We start from the raw sequence: 18299 nt of genomic DNA on the forward strand, positions 1-18299 counted from the left end.
GGGGTGGGGTGGGTGCGTCAGCATCGCTGTCGTGTTGAGCATCGGCGCTCTGCGCGCCCATCTGCTGACCGCGCATCTGGCCGGGCCCGTGGCCACCTCCCGGGAGGAGAGTCTGCGGAGCTATCGGCTGTTCGCCGCCCGTGATCCCCGGGTGCTGATCGGTCTCGATCCCGAATGGTCCTGGTCGCAGCGGGATCTGATCGGGCTGATGGCGGACAAGTGCGGGGTCTCGGCCGACCCCGGTTGTGTCTCCGGTCATGATGTGATCGACCCGGAGCGGACGCTGGCCGCCCTCGACGCCTTCGCCGACCGGCTCGCGGCGGCCGCCCGACGCGGTGCTCCCGTGCTTCTCGGCACCGGCCACCCGCACCGTCTGCTCGGTTTCTACGCCGCGCTTGCGGACGCGTTGTCGGCGGCCGGATGTACCGTCATCGTCCCAGCGAAGGGTCACTGTGTCGACATAACGACCCGGTTCGGTCTACGCACGTACAACCTTGATTACGTACAGGGGGTCGCGCTCGTAAGGGAACCGGACGCCGAACGCCCCGGTTGTGAGCCGGGCGCACACACGCACTCGCCGCTCCCGGTTCGTACCGCTCTGGCCGGGGCGGCCGACGCCGGCGGGCCCCTCCCGGAGTTGGTCATCGGGGACCACGGATGGGTCTGCGGGGCAGGTCAGCTGGGGTTCGAGGCCATCGGTCTCGCCGACACCGACGACCCCGCGCTTTTCGTGGGGGAGGCCGAGGGGTCCGTGTCCGTGGTAGTTCCACTTGATGACGCCGTGCGATCCGATTACTACCGTCCGCTTACCCGCTACGTACTCAATCGAGCGTGTCTGTCACAGTAGGCCGCGGATGGGTGCACCTCTTCCCCACTCGCATCACCCGCCCCTAGTCTGGGGAGTGAGCACGCAACGACGAAGAGTCACCGGAAGGGGAAGCCGGTGGCCGTCGAGTGCGGAAGGTTCAGGTGGGTGTCATGGGTGCAGCTGGCGAGAGGCCTCTGAACGAGGTTCAGTTCCTTACCGTGGCGGAGGTCGCCTCGGTGATGCGAGTGTCGAAGATGACCGTGTACCGGTTGGTGCACAGCGGTCATCTGCCCGCGATCCGGGTGGGGAGGTCTTTCCGCGTCCCGGAGCAAGCGGTACACGAGTACCTCCGTGAGAGCTATGTGGGGGTGGAAACAGCCTGACGGCTGTTCCGGGAAGGCCCGGAAACACCTCGATTACGACCTCAGCGCTCGGGCGGGTAGGCTAGCCCCTCGTAGGTCGTATGGGCCCATGGCGCCCAGCACCGAGTGATGAGAAGTGAGCGAGGGTAGTCGTGGGCTCTGTTATCAAGAAGCGGCGCAAGCGGATGGCCAAGAAGAAGCACCGCAAGCTGCTCAAGCGCACGCGCGTTCAGCGTCGCAACAAGAAGTAGGCGACAGCGCGAAAGCGTGTCACTGTGGCCCCCCACCGCATTCGGTGGGGGGCCACAGTTCTGTTCCGGCAGCTGTGTTCGGAACCTCTGTTTTGCGACACTCGCCGTCGCTTCCTGCATCGCGTGGTCATCACAGCGCAATATCGACCCGCTAAGTTGGCCGCAGACGGGGAACGCAGGCAGGGTACGAGGCCTGGGCCGGTGACGAGACCCGGGCAGGGTGCGAGGTCGGAAAGGAAGGCGCTGATCTTGGGCAAGGTCGTGCTCGTGACCGGGGTGGCCCGTCAACTGGGGGGCCGGTTCGTCCGGCGCATCCAGCGCGACCCGCAGGTGGACCGGGTCGTCGCCGTGGACGCCGTCCCGCCCGAGCACCATCTCGGGGGCGCCGACTTCATCCAGGCCGACATCAGGCAGCCCGCCATAGCGCGGGTGCTCGCCGAGACGAACGCGGACACGGTCGTCCATCTGGACGTCACCGCCACCGCCCTGGGCAGCGGCAGCCGGACCACGGTCAAGGAGACCAACGTCATCGGCACCATGCAGTTGCTCGGCGCCTGCCAGAAGTCCCCGACCGTCAAGCGGCTGGTGGTGAAGTCCAGTACGAATGTCTACGGGTCCGCGCCCCGCGATCCGGCCGTGTTCACCGAGACGATGCCGCCCAAGTCGCTGCCCAGCGGCGGCTTCGCGAAGGACACGGTCGAGGTCGAGGGATACGTGCGGGGCTTCGCGCGGCGCCGGCCCGACGTGGCCGTCTGCGTCCTGCGGTTCGCCAACATCCTGGGCCCGACCGCGGACACGCCGCTCGTGTCGTACTTCGCGCTGCCCGTGCTGCCGACCGTCCTCGGCTACGACCCGCGGCTCCAGTTCGTGCACGAGGACGACGTGGTCGAGGTGTTGCGGATCGCCTCGCACGAGCCGGCCCGCGGCACCCTCAACAGCGGTACGTTCAACATCGCCGGGGACGGCGTCCTGCTGCTCTCCCAGTGCTCCCGGCGGCTCGGCCGCCCCACGGTGCCGCTGCTGCTCCCCGCGGTCACCTGGGCGGGGTCCCTGGTGCGTACGCTGGGAATGACGGACTTCTCGCCCGAACAGATCCGGCTGCTCACCCACGGCCGGGTCGTGTCCACGGACCAGATGCGCGAGACGCTGGGATTCACGCCGAAGTACACGACCGCGGAGACCTTCGCGGACTTCGCCCGCAGCCAGGGACCCGGGCTGCTGCCGCCGGAGGCCCTCGCGGGGGCCGTCGACCGGATCGCCGCGCTGCCCCTCGGGGGCGGCGGTCACCCCCAGACGCCGAGCGCCAACTGAGGAGCGCACCAACGATGGCGGACGCCAAGGTCATTCCGTTCGACGACGACCGGTCCCGCGGGAGCGCCGTGCAGCGGCCGTCGCGGCGCCGCGGTGCGGGAAGCCGGCGCAAGAGCGGTGAACCCGCCCGGGTCCGCGAGGTCCAGCAGGTCCAGCCCCTGCCCACCTCCGCGGCCGGACAGGATGATGTTCCTGTGACGCACGAGGAACAGCCCTTCCAGGGGCCGCAGGACGGCGCGGGCAGCGGTCTGGAGCGCCGGGTGGCGAGCGGGCTGGCGTTCCTGCGCCGCCGCCTCACCGGGGACTACGAGATCGACGACTTCGGCTACGACGAGGAGCTCACCGACCAGGTCCTGATGTCGTTGCTCCGGCCGCTGTACGACAAATACTTCCGGGTCGACGTGAAGGGCATCGAGAACATCCCGGCCCAGGGCGGCGCCCTGATCGTGGCCAACCACTCCGGCACGCTCCCGCTGGACGGCCTGATGATGCAGGTCGCCGTGCACGACCATCACCCGGCGGGCCGGCATCTGCGGTTGCTCGCCGCGGACCTGGTCTTCGTACTGCCGGTGGTCAACGAGCTGGCGCGCAAGCTCGGCCACACCCTGGCCTGCACCGAGGACGCCGAACGGCTGCTCGCCCAGGGCGAGGTGGTGGGAGTGATGCCGGAGGGCTTCAAGGGCATCGGCAAGCCCTTCAGCGAGCGCTACAAGCTCCAGCGGTTCGGCCGGGGCGGCTTCGTCTCCACGGCGCTGCGCCAGGGCACTCCGATCATCCCCTGCTCGATCGTGGGGGCGGAGGAGATCTACCCGATGATCGGCAACGCCAAGACCCTGGCGCGGCTGCTGGGATTCCCGTACTTCCCGCTCACGCCGACCTTTCCGTGGCTCGGCCCGCTGGGTGCGGTTCCGCTGCCGACGAAGTGGACGATCCAGTTCGGCGAGCCGATCGCCACGGACGGCTATCCGCCGGAGGCGGCCGAGGACCCGATGCTGATGTTCAATCTGACCGACCAGGTCAGGGAGCAGATCCAGCACACGCTGTACAAGCTGCTGGTGCAGCGCCGGTCGGTGTTCTTCTGAGCGAGCGGTCGGACCCGACGGCTTCGTGGTCGGGTACGGCGATGGGGGCGGCCTCTCCGAGAAGGCCGCCCCCATCGCCGTACCGCTGTCTTCGTACCGCTGTCTCCGTCGTGGCTAGCCGGCGTCCTGGCTGTCGATGCCCAGGCCGGGCAGCAGGCCCGGGAGCAACGGCGGGAGGGTGACGTCGGGTTCGGCGACCGACGGGCTCGTGGACGGGGAGGCGCTGCCGGTGTCCTTGGGCGGGTCGAGCAACCCGCCGGTGCTGCCGCCGAGCAGCCCGTCGCCCTCGCTGCCGGTGCCGGCCGATCTGCTCGGTCCGCCGGTGCCGGAGCGGCCGGTGTCGGCGGTGCCGGAGCCGGTGCTGGGCGCGGTCGACCGCTGGGTGCCGGACGAACCGTCGGACGTCGAGCCGGGGCTCTGCCGTTGGCCTCCGCCGGTCCGTGCCGGGGCCTGCGGGAGCATGGACCGGAGCGGGGCGACCTCTTCGTCTATGGCGTCGAAGACGGACGACACCTGGTCGCTGACGTCGCCGAGCTGGACCGGGAGCTGTTCGCGCAGTGCGCCCCAGGCCTCGCGGTGGGAGTTGGAGAACGTGGACAGAGCCTGGATGGGACCCAGGGACTCGGGATCGCGTTCGAAGGCCGCGTGCAGCAGCCGATGGCCCTCGGTCGCGTCGTGCTGCATCCCGGACAGGGTGCGGCGGACCTCGCTGAGGGACTCGTGGTCGAGGGGGCCGCTGCGGCCGCGCTCCATCAGCCGACGTGCCTCGCTCAGCCGGGTGGAGGCCTGATCGAGGTAGGAACGGCCGCGTTCGTCGTCCCCGTCGGTCAGATGGTTGAGCTTGAAGTCCTCGATGCCGCGTTTGAGTCCGTAGAGCGAGTCGCCGGGCAGCGCGTCGGAGCTCGCGGAGGCGACTCCGCCGAGGGCTCCCGCGGCGACGCCGACGCTCAGCCCGCCCGCGGTCAGGCCCTTGGCCAGGCGGGAGCGTGGCCGGAACTTGCCGAGTCCGGTCGCTCGGTGTGCGCCCCGGGACCGGGAGCGCTGCTCGGGCACCGGAGTGTCCGTCGCCCCGCCGCCCAGGGTGCCCTCGCGGATCATGGTCTCCATCGCGGCCACCAAGCGGGCCCGCTGGACGACCTTGACCTCCGGGTCGAGCTCCGGTTTCGGCAGTGCGCCGAGACCGGTGGCGAAGGTCAGCAACTGACCCTGCTCGGTCTGTTCCGCAGCAGCCGGGGACGACGGAGCCGGTCCTTCGGACTGCTCGGCCGCCGTGCCCAGGTCGGACAGCTCCTCCAGGGCCTGGGCGAAGGCGTTCGCCCGCCGGTGTGCCGATACGTTCGCGATCACTGGCGGCACCTCCTCTCGTCATGACGGTCGGCTCCCCAGGGGGTCCTGGGGGTTGCACACCCTGACCGCGCCCATACGAACGAATGATCGAAGTCGGCCAGGGGGTGACCACAGGGAGCCTGCATCCCGCACAACGAGCGGCGCGGCACTTGGGTTACGGACGACGGATGATCGGATCGCGAAGTCAACGGTCTTTCACTGAACGTGAGTTGATGATTGCTGAGAGTGTCCGCCGGTTCAGCGGGCATCTTCCGGGAGGAGCCGGGCCAGGGTGCGGACGGCGCGGTACTGGAGGGTCTTGATGGCACCCTCGTTCTTTCCCATCACGCGTGCGGTCTCGGCGACGGAGAGCCCCTGGAGGAAGCGGAGTGTCACGCACTCCTGCTGCTGGGGGTTGAGCCGGCGCACGGCGTCTAGCAGGGCGGCGTTGGAGAGGGACTCCAGGACGGAGTCCTCCGGGGAGCGCTCGACCTCGTTGGCGTCGAGCATCTCGCCGGTGGTGACCTCCAGCCGGAAGCGGCTCGACTTGAAGTGGTCGGCGACGAGATTGCGGGCGATGGTGACCAGCCAGGCGCCGAAGTCGCGGCCCTGCCAGGTGAAGGTGCCGATGCGGCGCAGGGCCCGCAGGAACGTCTCGCTGGTGAGGTCCTCGGCGGTCGCCTTGCCGCCCACCCGGTAGTAGATGTACCGGTACACGGTGTCGCTGTACTGGTCGTAGAGGCGGCCGAAGGCCTCGGTCTCGCCGGACTGGGCGCGCTCCACGAGGTCCATCATGCGGGCGCTGTCGCTGTCGGCGGCCGGCCGACGGGCGGTGGCGCCGGTGGTACCGGTGCCGGCGCTCGCCGAACGTCCTCGTCTGCCGACCGTGGCGCTGCCCTCGGCCAGTGCGTAGCAGGGGCCGAGAGGGGTGGTGGTGGCGAAGGCGGGGGCGTTGTGGACGGCAGGGACGGGGTACGCGGTGGGGACGAAGCCGCGCAACAGATCATTGACCGTAGCGACCGTTGCGCGCAGCGTAGCCAGGCCCGAGGCGTCAACCCCGACGTGTGGGTACACGGGACTCCCAGAGGCAGAGCTTCCATCACGTGCAGTGCCGGACCGTTCACCCGTCGTGACGACGGAGGGGGTACCGGTTTGCGTCTGAGGAGAATAACGCTTCGTACAGGCACTGCTACACCCAGTTGCTCAAATCATCGATTACGTCGCTTCCGCATCTGTTTGACGCTCGATCAAGCATTGGAGAGTGAGCGATTGCTGATCGGAAATCTTCGGATTGAGGGTGGGTCCAGGCGTGTTGTGGCCGGGTCGGGCAGTGAGGACTGGGCAGGGCGGGTGCCGGGTACGTCCTCGCGAATGGCCGGTTGGTGAGCGGGCGTGACTGAATCGGGGCGTGGGGACCGTCGGACCGGTCCCCACGCCCCGTGGGTCGCGCGCGCTGCCGTGGTGCCCGGGCTGCGGTTATCGGCGCCTGCGGTGCAGGGCGATCGCCGCCGCCGTGCCGCCCGCCACCGCGCCGACGCCCGCCGCCGCGGGGATGCCGACCTTGGCCGCCTTGCGGCCGGTGCGGTAGTCGCGCAGGCGCCAGTCGAGGCTCCGGGCGTGTCGGCGCAGTTTGGCGTCGGGGTTGATGGCGTAGGGGTGGCCGACCAGCGACAGCATCGGGATGTCGTTGTGCGAGTCGCTGTACGCGGCGCAGCGCGAGAGGTCCAGGCCCTCCGCGGCGGCCAGGGCGCGTACCGCCTCCGCCTTCGCCGGGCCGTGCAGCGGTTCGCCCACGAGCTTGCCCGTGTAGATGCCGTCGACGGACTCCGCCACCGTGCCCAGCGCGCCGGTCAGGCCCAGCCTGCGGGCGATCACCCCGGCGATCTCCACGGGAGCCGCCGTGACCAGCCAGACCCGCTGGCCCGCGTCCAGGTGGGCCTGGGCGAGGGCGCGGGTGCCGGGCCAGATGCGGCCGGCCATGTACTCGTCGTAGATCTCCTCGCCGATCGACATCAGCTCCGAGACCCGGTGGCCCTTGACGATGGACAGGGCCGAGTCGCGGGCGTCCTGCATGTGTTCGGGGTCCTCGACGCCGGCCAGCCGGAACCACGCCTGCTGCCAGGCGAACTTCGCCAGGTCGCGGGTCTCGAAGAACTTCCGTTTGTACAGGCCCCGGCCGAAGTGGAACAGGGCGGCGCCCTGCATCACGGTGTTGTCGAGGTCGAAGAACGCGGCGGCTTTCTCGTCGCCGAGCACGGGGAAATCGGGCTCCTGGGCGTCGGCCTCCGGCTGCGACGACTTGCGCGCCGCCTCCGCCGAGGCCTCGCCTGCCAACACGCTCCGCGCCGTGGCGGAGCGCCTACGGGGAGTGAGCCATCCGAGAGCGGCCATGGCGTGAGCATAGCCATTCTGTTCGGTGGTTCCGGAGTCGCAAGGTTGGGAGGGTGTGAACTCTCCGCTACCGGGCCGTTAAAGAACCGGCCCGCGGGGCGCGAGAATGGGGGGCATGAGTCCCCTCTTTCGGCGTAAGTCTCCCCAGGAGCGCGTGGTCACGCTCATCGGCAAGCCGGGATGTCATCTGTGTGATGACGCACAGATCGTGATCGAAAAGGTCTGCGGCGACCTCGGCGTGCCGTGGGAACACAAGGACATCACTCAGGACCGGGGGCTCCATGACCAGTACTGGGAGCAGATCCCCGTCGTGCTCGTGGACGGACGGCAGCACACCTTCTGGCGCGTGGACGAGCAGAGGTTGCGCAAAGCACTGACCGACTAGTCCAACTAGCCGGGAAAGTCGCTTAGGATCGATGGCGAGTTGGTCTCGGGGGCGGGATTCGTGAGGAGAGTGTGCGTTTTTGCCCCTGGTAAACAAGGAACAGCGCTGCGTGTGCGCCGGTTCCCCACGCCAGCGCCGGGGGCGCGTGACCCCGGTCACGTTGGCAGGGCAAATCGGACACCATCTTTGTGCACACGTTCACAAAGACATAGCCTGCACTCGACGGGGCGGTCTGGGGACAAACGACCGCCCACAGCCCCGCTCTACCCGCAGGAGCACTGTGGCAACTGGCCGAACTCACCGACCGGCGACCCGTAGCCGAGGGATTCCCGAGGCCACCGTCGCCAGGCTTCCGCTGTACCTCCGCGCTCTGACGGCACTGTCCGAGCGCTCGGTGCCCACGGTCTCCTCCGAGGAGCTCGCGGCCGCGGCGGGAGTCAACTCCGCCAAGCTGCGCAAGGACTTCTCCTACCTGGGTTCGTACGGAACGCGCGGTGTCGGCTACGACGTCGAATACCTCGTCTACCAGATCTCCCGCGAGCTGGGCCTGACCCAGGACTGGCCGGTGGTGATCGTCGGTATCGGAAACCTCGGTGCCGCCCTCGCCAACTACGGCGGGTTCGCCTCGCGCGGTTTCCGGGTCGCGGCGCTGATCGACGCCGACCCGGCGATGGCCGGAAAGCCCGTCGCGGGCATCCCGGTCCAGCACACGGACGAACTCGAGAAGATCATCAAGGACAACGGTGTCTCGATCGGCGTGATCGCCACGCCCGCCGGTGCCGCCCAGCCCGTCTGCGACCGGCTCGTGGCCGCCGGGGTGACCTCCATCCTGAACTTCGCGCCGACCGTGCTGTCCGTGCCGGACGGCGTCGACGTGCGCAAGGTCGACCTCTCCATCGAGTTGCAGATCCTCGCCTTCCACGAGCAGCGCAAGGCCGGCGAGGAGGCCGCGGGCACCGAGTCCGCCGCCGCGGCCGCCGTCGCCCGCAACGACTCCGCCGAGCAGGGACCCGACGGGGACGTACCCGCCGTGATGCCGGCATGAGTCTCCTCGTCGTGGGACTGAGCCACCGCAGCGCCCCGGTCAGCGTGCTGGAGCGCGCCTCGCTGAACGCGGACGCCCAGGTCAAGCTGCTCCAGGACACCGTCGCCGCCGAGCCGGCCGCCGAGGCCGCCCTCCTGGCGACCTGCAACCGCATCGAGCTGTACGCCGACGTGGACAAGTTCCACGCCGGTGTCGCCGAGCTGTCCACCCTGCTCGCCCAGCACTGCGGGGTGGGGCTGGAGGAGCTCACTCCTTATCTTTATGTGCACTACGAGGACCGCGCCGTCCACCACCTGTTCTCGGTGGCCTGCGGGCTCGACTCCATGGTCGTCGGCGAGGGGCAGATCCTCGGGCAGATCAAGGACGGCCTCGCCAAGGCGCAGGAGCTGCACTCCGCCGGGCGGCTGCTGAACGACCTGTTCCAGCAGGCCCTGCGGGTCGGCAAGCGTGCCCACTCCGAGACCGGCATCGACCGTGCCGGGCAGTCCCTGGTCACCTTCGGCCTGGAGCAGCTGTCCGCGGGCGCCGACGTGCGCACCTGGGTCCGGGGCAGGTCGGCGCTGGTGATCGGGGCCGGTTCGATGTCCTCGCTGGCCGCCGCGACGCTCGCGCGTGCCGGGGTCGGCGAGATCGTGATCGCCAACCGCACCCCCGACCGTGCCGAACGCCTCGTCCAGCTGCTGGAGGAGCAGTACGGGCAGCGGTCCGCCGAGGCCGACGGCCCGTACGTCCGCACCCGCGCGGTGTCGATGGACGCGGTGCCCGTCGAGCTGACACGTGCCGATATCGCCGTTTCGTGCACCGGCGCGACCGGGCTCGTGCTCGGCGCGGAGACCATCGCCGCCGCGCTGGCGGGCCGTCCGGGCCACCCGGCCGCGACGATCCCCGGCCCGGGCGTCGCCACCGACGGGCCCGGCAGCGCTCGTACGGACGAGCGGTCGTCGGCGCCGGCCTCGGTCGGTGCCGACGACAACTGTCCGCTCGACCTGGCCGCCGTGCAGTCCGGCTTCTCCGTGATGGGGGAGGCCGCCGTCGCCGGGATGGACGCGGCGACGCTGGAGCAGCACGCGGCCTGGGTCGACAACGGCACCGTCACCGTCGACCGCCGTGAGACCCTGCGGGGCGCGGTCGAGGCCGACGCCGAGCTGATCGGCGCGCTCGCCGCGACGGCGGCCTCCGTCGGCCGGATCCCCGAGCGCCGCAGGCCCGAGCAGCCCGCCGAGGCCCCGCGGCCCGAGCCGGTCCTCTTCCTCCTCGACCTCGCGATGCCCCGTGACATCGACGCCGCCGTGCACCGGCTGGCCGGGGTGCGCCTGGTGGACATCGAGTCGCTCGCCGAGGCCTCCGCGGACGCGCCGATGGCGGCCGACGTGGACCAGGTCCGGCGTATCGTCTCCGACGAGGTCGCGGCCTTCGGGGCGGCCCAGCGGGCCGCGCACATCACGCCCACCGTGGTCGCCCTGCGCACCATGGCCGCCGACGTCGTCGCGAGCGAGATCGCGCGCCTCGACGGACGGCTGCCCGGCCTCGACGACAAGCAGCGCGGCGAGATCACCCAGACCGTGCGGCGCGTCGTCGACAAGCTGTTGCACGCACCGACCGTACGGGTCAAGCAGCTCGCGGCCGAACCCGGCGGCGCCGGGTACGCGGACGCGCTGCGCACCCTGTTCGACCTCGACCCGGAGACGGTGGCCTCCGTCTCCCGGGCCGAGGAAAGCATCGAGAAGAACGCCAAGAACCGAGGGCCAGCATGAGTCAGAAGGCACTGAGGCTGGGGACCAGGCGAAGCAAGCTCGCCATGGCCCAGTCCGGGCAGGTGGCGGACGCCGTGAGCCAGGTGACCGGACGGCCCGTAGAGCTCGTCGAGATCACCACGTACGGCGACACCTCCCGGGAACATCTCTCGCAGATCGGCGGCACGGGGGTCTTCGTGACCGCCCTGCGGGACGCCCTGACGCGCGGCGAGGTCGACTTCGCGGTCCACTCGCTGAAGGACCTGCCGACCACGCAGCCGCAGGAGCTGGCGCTGGCCGCGGTCCCGCTGCGCGAGGACCCGCGCGACGTCATCGTCGCCCGCGACGCGCTGAAGTTCACCGATCTGCCCCGCGGGGCCCGGATCGGCACCGGCTCGCCGCGCCGCGCCGCGCAGCTGAACGCCTACGCGCGCAGCCACGGGCTCGACATCGAGACGGTCTCGATCCGCGGGAACGTGGACACGCGGATCGGCTTCGTGCGCGACGGCGAGCTGGACGCGGTCGTGCTGGCCGCGGCCGGCCTGAACCGCCTCGGCCGCATCGACGAGGTGACCGACTTCCTGTCGGTCGACACGGTTTTGCCCGCCCCCGGCCAAGGGGCCCTGGCGATCGAGTGCTCCGCGGACGACGCGGACCTCATCGCGGCACTCGGCGAGCTCGACGACCCGTTCACGCGGGTCGCCGTGACCGCCGAACGGTCACTGCTCGCCGCCCTGGAGGCCGGTTGCAGCGCCCCTGTGGGCGCGCTGGCCGACCTTCTGGCCGACGGCCAGATTGTCAACGAAATGCGCCTGCGGGCCGTCGTCGGTACACCCGACGGCACCCGTACGGTGCAGCTGTCCACCACCGGTCCCGTGCCCGAGACGCACGACGGGGCAATGGCGCTCGGTCGCGAACTCGCCACCGAGATGCTCGCCCAGGGCGCGGCCGGTCTGATGGGGGAGCAAGCACGGTGAGCCCCACCACCCTTCCCACCGGTCCGGAACACGGGCACGTCACCTTCCTGGGTGCCGGACCCGGGGATCCGGGACTGCTGACTCTGCGCGCCGTCGAGGCGCTGGCGCACGCGGACGTCCTCGTCGCCGAGCACGAGGTGCTCGACGTCGTACGCACGCACGCCCGACCCGGCGTCGCCGTCGTGAACACGGAGACGGATCCCTCGTCGGATCCGGCCCCGGCCGCAGGCACGCCACAGCTGACGGTCGTTGACAGCGCGTCAACAACCGCTGGTATCCCCGCAGTGAGGGATGCGGCACATCTTGTCATGGAGGCCGCGCGGGGCGGCAGGCGGGTCGTGCGTGCGGTGTCCGGGGACCCCGGACTTGATACGTACGCCGCCGCCGAAATGCTCGCCTGCGCCGCAGCCGGCGTTCCCTTCGAGGTCGTCCCCGGTATCGCGGCCGCCGTCGGCGTGCCCGCGTACGCGGGTGTGCCGCTGCGCGACGCGCAGGGCGCGGACGTACGGTTCGTCGACGCGCGGACCGCGTCGGACCGGTGCTGGACCGAGGTCGGCGCGTCGGACGGGACCGTCGTGGTGTCGACGACCCTGGACTCGGTGGCCGCCGCGGCCGGCGAGCTGGTCTCCGCGGGCCGCAAGCCCGACACCCCGCTGACCGTGACGGTCGGGGGTACGACCACCCGGCAGCGGACCTGGACGGCCACGCTCGGCACGATCGCGCAGACGCTGAAGCAGGCGAAGGTCCTGCCGTCCCCGGACGGCGGCAGGCCGGTGATAGCCGTGGTCGGTGAGCGTTCCGCCCCCGCCCAGCGTGCTCAGCTGTCGTGGTTCGAGTCCAAGCCGCTGTTCGGCTGGAAGGTGCTCGTGCCGCGCACGAAGGAGCAGGCGGCTTCGCTCTCCGACCAGCTGCGGTCCTACGGCGCGGTGCCGTACGAGGTCCCGACGATCGCCGTCGAGCCGCCGCGCACGCCCCAGCAGATGGAGCGCGCGGTCAAGGGCCTGGTGACGGGCCGCTACGAGTGGATCGCGTTCACCTCGGTCAACGCGGTCAAGGCCGTGCGGGAGAAGTTCGAGGAGTACGGCCTGGACGCGCGCGCCTTCGCGGGCATCAAGGTCGCCGCGGTGGGCGAGCAGACCGCGAACGCACTGATCGCCTTCGGTGTGAAGCCGGACCTGGTGCCCAGCGGCGAGCAGTCGGCCGCGGGTCTGCTGGAGGACTGGCCTCCTTACGACCCGGTCTTCGACCCGATCGACCGGGTGTTCCTGCCCCGCGCCGACATCGCCACGGAGACGCTCGTCGCCGGACTGATCGAGCTGGGCTGGGAGGTCGACGACGTCACGGCGTACCGCACCGTGCGGGCGTCGCCGCCGCCGGCCGACACCCGGGAGGCGATCAAGGGCGGTGGCTTCGACGCCGTGCTCTTCACGTCGTCCTCCACCGTGCGCAACCTGGTGGGTATCGCGGGCAAGCCGCACAACGTCACCGTGATCGCGTGCATCGGCCCGGCCACGGCCAAGACCGCCGAGGAGCACGGGCTGCGGGTCGACGTCATGGCCCCGGAGCCGTCGGTGCACAAGCTGGCGGAGGCGCTGGCCGAGTTCGGACTGCGGCGCAGGGCGTCCGCGCAGGAGGCCGGTGACCCGGTCACCCGCCCGAGCGAGCGCCGCCCGGGAGCCCGCAGGCGCCGGTCCACCACCTGACCGCACCCGCGCCGTCGAAGCGCACGCCCCGCCGTCCCGTATCGGGACGGCGGGGCGTTCTTCGTCGGGCGAGGGCGTCAGCGGCCGGACGCGTACGGCAGGAAGGCCGCCCAGGCGGTGGGCGCGAGGGCGAGGCGGGGGCTGTCGGGGTTCTTGGAGTCGCGGACGAGGATCCCGTCCGGGTGGACGGCCACTTCGACGCAGTCGGGGCCCTCGTCCGTGCTGTAGCTGCTCCTTATCCACTCCGGTGCGATGCTCACTTCGCTGTAGGGCTTCAGGGGCATGTCTCTCCAAGCACTCTCTCGATGAAGACTGTTGACTCTCGCGGGTCGAGAGCTTGTGCCCGGATGGTCCCATAGCGCATGTCGAGCAATTGGACCTCTTTCGGGTCGGTGATCACGCGGCTGATGTGCTGCACTTCGACGTGCCCGACGGTGTTGCCGTCCTTGAGTCTGAGCAGTCTGAAAGAACCTGCCAGGCCGGAGTTCACCTCGCGATTCAGCGGGAGTACCTGAAGGTCGACGTTCCGGAACTCAGCGATCTCCAGCAGGCTTTCGAGCTGGCGCCGCATGACCACGCTGCCTCCGATGGGCCGTCGAAGCGTCGACTCGCACTGGACAAAGCTGAAGGACGGCTGAGCCACCGCGCTGTCGACGATCTTCTGGCGGGACACCCGGGCCGCAAGCCTCTGCTCCAGCTCGTCCGCGCTGAACGGTGGTCGGCGCGCGCTGAAGACCGAAGTCGCGTACGCCACGGTCTGCAACAACCCGTGGATCACGGAGTTGTTGTACGCACACAGCTCGACCGCGTCCGCCTCCAGCTTCTTCAGGTCCCGCACCTTCTTCGGGTAGCGGACCTCGGCCAGATCCTCCTTCAGGGCCGCGAGTCGGCCGCCCGCCGACAGGACCTCGTCCGCGCGGTCCAGATACTCGGGCCGGGGGATGCGCCGCCCCCGCTCCACGGCGGAGACCTGTTCCTCCCCGTACCCGATGGCCGCCCCGAACTCGGCCTGGGTGAGGCCGGCCGACTCGCGCCACAGCTTCAGCTGGCGCTGGACGGTCCTCATCACCGCCCCGGCTTCCTCGTCGTCCTCCGGTCCCGCGTCCCACACGCTCACGCCCGCCGCCCTTCCGCCACGCGCTTGCCCGCCCAACCTCGACGCCCGCTCCCCGGTCACCCCGTACGGCCCGGACAGAACCGGACGCCACCCGGACGGACACCGTCCGCACGGGCCACCGCGCTTCACAGGTTACGTACGGAAGAACACGCTGAGTGACGTGAATCAGCGAACTGCCCGCCCCCCGCTCCACCACTTCTCGGTGCCGCTCTCCGCCACCCGGCGCGGCGCCCGCCTCGCCCGGCTGCTCGCGGCCGGGGAGCTGCACGACTGGGGGCTGCCCCTGGATCCGGCCCGGCTCGTCGTCGCCGAACTCGCCGCGAACGCCGTGCTGCACGGTCGCGTGCCCGGCCGGAGCTTCCGCCTCACCCTCTCCGTCCTCGCTCCCCGGACGTTGCGGGTGGAGGTCGTCGACACCCGGGGGGACCGGTGGCCCACCCGGGTGCGGGGCGCTTCCGAGGGGCAGGCCGAGTCCGGTTACGGGCTGCTGCTCGTGGAGGAGTTCGCGGACCGCTGGGGCGTGCGGGCCGGGCCGGTCCCGTGCAAGACCGTGTGGGCGGAACTCGATCTCGCACCTCGCCGATGACGCCCGTGCCGGAGCCCGGAAATGCGGTCTGTCCGGGCGAGAGGTGCGGCGGCTGGCTCCCCTGGTCGTCCCCTGGTTCGAGAACGGCCTCGGCGGATCGTCGGTGGTCCACGCCCTGACCGACGGCCTTCCCCTCCAGGTACGCAACCCGGCCGGCTTTCTCCGTAACCGCCTGCTGGATCTGCTCCCACCGGCACTGCCGTCCCTTCCGTGGGTCGATGGGGGCGGGCCGCTCCTGGGTCGACCGCTGCCCCGCCCACCCGGCACGGAGGAATGGGCGGACTGCGAGGGCGGCTGCAACCGGGTCTTCAGGGCGCCGTTCCGGGGAGCGTGGTGCCGCGACTGCCGTGCCGCCCGCCCCGGGGAAGTGCCCTATCCGTCGGATCCCGGCGGCACCAGGATGGCCCAGTCGCCGCCCGGCGCGGACTCGGTGCCGTCCGCGAGGACCGCGCTCACCCAGTAGTAGTGGGTGGTGCCGGAGGGGGCGGTGGTGTCCGTGTACGAGGTCTCGGTGACGGGGGTGTCGCCCGTCAGACTCTCGTACCGGCCCGTGTCCCGGTCCCAGCGCAGGACGCGGTAGCCGATGGCGTCCTGGACCCGGTTCCAGGACAGCTCCACGGCGCCGACGTCCGTGGCGGACGCCTCCAGCGACACCGGGGAGTCCTCCGGCGTGGCGACGGTCGGGGTGAGGTCGAGTTCGGTGACGGCGACGGCCCCGGCCGTTCCGGTCCACTTGTAGCTGGAGTTGTTGCTGGTGTCGACGGCGTCGATCCAGTAGCAGTGCTCGTCGCCGTCGGGCAGGGTCGCGTCGACGTAGTGCGTGGTGGCCGGGCTCAGGTAGTCCCATTCGGAGCCGGAGCACACGGCGGTGCCGTCCTCCTCGTCCCTGAGCACCTCTCCGCGGTAGACCGTGTACCGCTTGAGGTCCTTCTCCGTATTGGCGTTCCAGTCCAGGACGACGCCGTACTCGGTGGCCTCGGCGGTCAGCCCGGTGACCGCGGCGGGCGGGGTGGTGTCCCGGTCGGAGGCGAGCGTGGTGACCGTGACGGTGGCGGAGGCGAGGGACTCGCGGGAGTTGTAGTCGTAGCCCTTGACCACGTAGTGGTACGTGGTGTTCGGCGCCATGGTCTGGGTGCAGGTGTACCGGCGTCGGCCGTCGGCCAGTCGTGTGGACGTGGTGTTGCACCACGACGGCTCGCCGGAGGTCGTCACCGGCAGGGACAGGGACCGGTAGACGTGGAAGTCGTAGTACGTCCCGTCCCTGTCGGGGTCGACGGTCCAGGTGAGGACGACCCGGTCGGCGTCGGGCGTCGCGGTGAGGTCGTGCGGGGCGGCGACGGGCCGGGTCGCCTTCACGACGGCGGAGTACGCGGAGGCACGGCCCGCCCCGTCGACGGCCTGCACGATGTAGCTGCAGGCGAGGGACCGTGGGGCCGTGGTGTCGGTGAAGCCGGTGCCGGACGTGCTGGCGATGGCACCGTTCTGGCCACACCTGGTCACCTTGTACTGCGCCGCTCCGGGCACCGGGTTCCAGGCCAGCTTGTTGCCCTCGTCCAGGCTCTGCACGGTGACACCGGTCGGCGCGGTGACGGCGACGGTCGCCACCCGCTGGTCGGCGCTGCCCACGGAGACGTTGCCCGCCTTGTCGTAGGACCGGACCTCGTAGTAGTACGTGCGGCCGGCACCCGTCGGGAGGTTGGAATAGGTGGTGCCGGTGGTGTATCCGACGTTCAGCCAGGTGCTGCTGCCCTCGTCACGGCGGTAGAGGCGGTAGCCGGCGAGGTCCATCTCCTTGTTGGCGGCCCAGGACACCACGGCCTGCGCGGTGGCGTTGTCGAGCCGCGCGCTCACCCCGGTCGGAGCGAGCGGCTTCACCTTGTCGACGGTCGCGGAAGTCCGGGGCGTGTACGTGAACTTGACGTTCGCCGCGCCCGTCCAGGCGACGTAGTCGACGCGCAGGGTGTGCTTGCCCGAGGGGACCGTGAGGGCGACCGACTTCTTCTGCGTGGTCGAGACGTTCTTCCACAGGTCGATCTTTCGGACGCCGTCGAGGTAGACGCGGATGCCGTCCTGCGCCTCGGCGGCGAACGTGAAGGGTCCGCCGGAGCCGAAGTCGCGGGTGGCGGTCCAGCGGACGGAGAAGTTGTCCTTGGGCAGGGCGACGCCTGCCGGGGCTCCGGTGCCGTAGTTCTCGGCGATCGTGCTGTCGCAGTCCGTCTTCTTCGGGGTGCCGGAGAAGGTGGTGTTGGCGAAGTACTGGCGCTTGAACACCGGAGAGGCGCAGTCCGCGGCGGCGGCCGGGGCGGTGCCGGCGGCGAGCAGACCGCCGCCGGCCGCCAGGGTGACGGCGAGGGCGGCGACGGGTCTCAGCCGGGTGTGGATCTTCACGGAGGGATGCCTTTCGGGCCGTACGAGAAACTCGTGACTAGACCCGTGAGCTGGGGAGTTGGTTGTACGGCGCCCTTCGTCGGACGATCGCGGCAGCGGCCCGCTCAGCTCAGGGTCCAGCCGCCGTTCGCGTACCAGTAGTGCGGCAGGCCCTCGGTGCCGCTGGTGCGGAACGGGACGCCGTCGTCGTCGATGCGTTCGGTGCCGGTGCGGCCCTGCGAGGACCAGTCGAGCTCCAGGTACCAGCGGCAGTCGCAGCCGTCGGTCCTGGCCACGACCGTCAGCACCTCGGGGTCCGTCACGGAGACCCGGTAGGGCAGGTCCATCGCCGGAACGAGCGTCTCGCCCTCGTAGCTCGGGACCGCGTGGGCGATCGGCCGGTCCTTGTCGAGAGCGACGGTGAACGAGTGGGGGCCCAGGCCGCCGCCGCAGCCCTGGCCCGTCGCGTAGACGTTGCCCTTCACCGGGGCGGCCCGACCCACGACACGCACCCGCAGCGCCTCCAGCACCACGGCCGCGTCCGTGCGCCCCTGCACGGTGATGTCCACCATCGTCTGGCCGCCGTGCACCGCGTCCTGCGAACGCGCCCACGGGGAGGCGTCCTGCGGGGCCGGGGGCGGCGGCACCTGCGCGGGCGCCTTGTCGATGACGTAGTCGTGCTCGCAACCGATCGCCCAGCGATGCGAGTTCGCTGTCCAGGTGATCGGTGCGACGGGGGTGGTGTTCGCGGCGGAGGTCGTGGACGGGCTCGTGGACGGGTCCGGCGAACGGTCGCCCGCGGCGGAGGTGTTCGCCGAGGGCGAGCCGGACGGCCGGCCGCGGGTGGGGGAGGCG

The 18299-nt window shown here is 70.7% G+C and carries 17 protein-coding genes and 1 pseudogene; 11 read left to right on the top strand and 7 right to left on the bottom strand.

All coding sequences use genetic code 11. The features are described from left to right. Positions 1–31 precede the first annotated feature (31 nt). The 5 genes from FNH09_RS34120 (at position 32) to FNH09_RS34140 (ending at position 3814) form a co-directional block, all read left to right on the top strand. Positions 32–847: a phosphatase gene (locus FNH09_RS34120; RefSeq protein WP_162469516.1), complete on the top strand. Its 816-nt coding sequence runs from the start codon at positions 32–34 to the stop codon at positions 845–847. A gap of 131 nt (positions 848–978) precedes the next feature. Further along, positions 979–1191, top strand: a complete 213-nt coding sequence (locus tag FNH09_RS34125) for a helix-turn-helix domain-containing protein (protein ID WP_015658719.1) — start codon at positions 979–981, stop codon at positions 1189–1191. 131 nt (positions 1192–1322) lie between these two features. Continuing rightward, a complete protein-coding gene (locus tag FNH09_RS34130; protein ID WP_003948845.1) occupies positions 1323–1421 on the top strand; it encodes a 30S ribosomal protein bS22 in 99 nt (32 codons plus the stop codon). A 249-nt stretch (positions 1422–1670) separates the two neighbouring features. Next, positions 1671–2732 carry an NAD-dependent epimerase/dehydratase family protein gene (locus tag FNH09_RS34135; protein ID WP_152893768.1) on the top strand — a complete coding sequence of 354 codons (1062 nt, stop codon included), beginning with the start codon at positions 1671–1673 and terminating at the stop codon, positions 2730–2732. A gap of 14 nt (positions 2733–2746) precedes the next feature. After that, the gene (locus FNH09_RS34140) at positions 2747–3814 is read left to right on the top strand and encodes a lysophospholipid acyltransferase family protein (RefSeq protein WP_152893769.1); all 1068 of its coding nucleotides are present in this window, start codon (positions 2747–2749) and stop codon (positions 3812–3814) included. A gap of 114 nt (positions 3815–3928) precedes the next feature. Here the strand turns inward: FNH09_RS34140 and FNH09_RS34145 are convergent, their stop codons facing one another. The 3 genes from FNH09_RS34145 to FNH09_RS34155 form a co-directional block, all read right to left on the bottom strand. Continuing rightward, positions 3929–5161 (bottom strand): DUF5667 domain-containing protein, encoded by a 1233-nt coding sequence (locus FNH09_RS34145; RefSeq protein ID WP_162469517.1) that lies wholly within the window; start codon positions 5159–5161, stop codon positions 3929–3931. Positions 5162–5398: 237 nt separating this feature from the next. Next, a complete protein-coding gene (locus FNH09_RS34150; RefSeq protein ID WP_162469518.1) occupies positions 5399–6214 on the bottom strand; it encodes an ECF subfamily RNA polymerase sigma factor, BldN family in 816 nt (271 codons plus the stop codon). Positions 6215–6616: 402 nt separating this feature from the next. Further along, on the bottom strand, positions 6617–7531 hold the full coding sequence (locus FNH09_RS34155; protein ID WP_152893770.1) for an HAD family hydrolase: 915 nt from the start codon (positions 7529–7531) through the stop codon (positions 6617–6619). A 106-nt stretch (positions 7532–7637) separates the two neighbouring features. Between FNH09_RS34155 and FNH09_RS34160 the strand changes: the two genes are divergently transcribed. The 5 genes from FNH09_RS34160 to FNH09_RS34180 all read left to right on the top strand — a co-directional run bounded on the left by FNH09_RS34160 (position 7638) and on the right by FNH09_RS34180 (position 13374). After that, positions 7638–7916 (top strand): glutaredoxin family protein, encoded by a 279-nt coding sequence (locus tag FNH09_RS34160; RefSeq protein ID WP_152893771.1) that lies wholly within the window; start codon positions 7638–7640, stop codon positions 7914–7916. A 280-nt stretch (positions 7917–8196) separates the two neighbouring features. Then, on the top strand, positions 8197–8961 hold the full coding sequence (locus tag FNH09_RS34165) for a redox-sensing transcriptional repressor Rex (RefSeq protein WP_162469519.1): 765 nt from the start codon (positions 8197–8199) through the stop codon (positions 8959–8961). Continuing rightward, positions 8958–10715, top strand: coding sequence for a glutamyl-tRNA reductase (locus tag FNH09_RS34170; protein WP_152893772.1), 1758 nt, complete (start codon positions 8958–8960; stop codon positions 10713–10715). Before FNH09_RS34165 ends, FNH09_RS34170 begins: the two co-directional genes overlap by 4 nt. After that, positions 10712–11671: a hydroxymethylbilane synthase gene (hemC, locus tag FNH09_RS34175; protein WP_152893773.1), complete on the top strand. Its 960-nt coding sequence runs from the start codon at positions 10712–10714 to the stop codon at positions 11669–11671. Before FNH09_RS34170 ends, hemC begins: the two co-directional genes overlap by 4 nt. Beyond that, on the top strand, positions 11668–13374 hold the full coding sequence (locus FNH09_RS34180) for a uroporphyrinogen-III synthase (protein WP_162469520.1): 1707 nt from the start codon (positions 11668–11670) through the stop codon (positions 13372–13374). Before hemC ends, FNH09_RS34180 begins: the two co-directional genes overlap by 4 nt. A gap of 77 nt (positions 13375–13451) precedes the next feature. On the opposite strand, the gene FNH09_RS34185 is transcribed toward FNH09_RS34180, so the two are convergent. Further along, a complete protein-coding gene (locus FNH09_RS34185; RefSeq protein WP_152893774.1) occupies positions 13452–13658 on the bottom strand; it encodes a DUF397 domain-containing protein in 207 nt (68 codons plus the stop codon). After that, positions 13649–14491 carry a Scr1 family TA system antitoxin-like transcriptional regulator gene (locus FNH09_RS34190; protein WP_162469521.1) on the bottom strand — a complete coding sequence of 281 codons (843 nt, stop codon included), beginning with the start codon at positions 14489–14491 and terminating at the stop codon, positions 13649–13651. Before FNH09_RS34190 ends, FNH09_RS34185 begins: the two co-directional genes overlap by 10 nt. Before the next feature lie 151 nt (positions 14492–14642). Here FNH09_RS34190 and FNH09_RS34195 point away from each other — a divergent pair, with 151 nt between their 5' ends. Then, positions 14643–15077 (top strand): ATP-binding protein, encoded by a 435-nt coding sequence (locus FNH09_RS34195; protein ID WP_152893781.1) that lies wholly within the window; start codon positions 14643–14645, stop codon positions 15075–15077. Between the two features lie 372 nt (positions 15078–15449). Here the strand turns inward: FNH09_RS34195 and FNH09_RS49085 are convergent, their stop codons facing one another. Together FNH09_RS49085 and FNH09_RS47270 are read right to left on the bottom strand one after the other, a co-directional pair. After that, positions 15450–17465 carry a PA14 domain-containing protein gene (locus tag FNH09_RS49085; protein ID WP_338017773.1) on the bottom strand — a complete coding sequence of 672 codons (2016 nt, stop codon included), beginning with the start codon at positions 17463–17465 and terminating at the stop codon, positions 15450–15452. A 104-nt stretch (positions 17466–17569) separates the two neighbouring features. Further along, positions 17570–18299 (bottom strand): annotated as a pseudogene (locus tag FNH09_RS47270) (transcriptional regulator); the annotation flags it as partial.

The organism is Streptomyces adustus, from assembly GCF_009377175.1.
GTDB lineage: Bacteria > Actinomycetota > Actinomycetes > Streptomycetales > Streptomycetaceae > Streptomyces > Streptomyces adustus.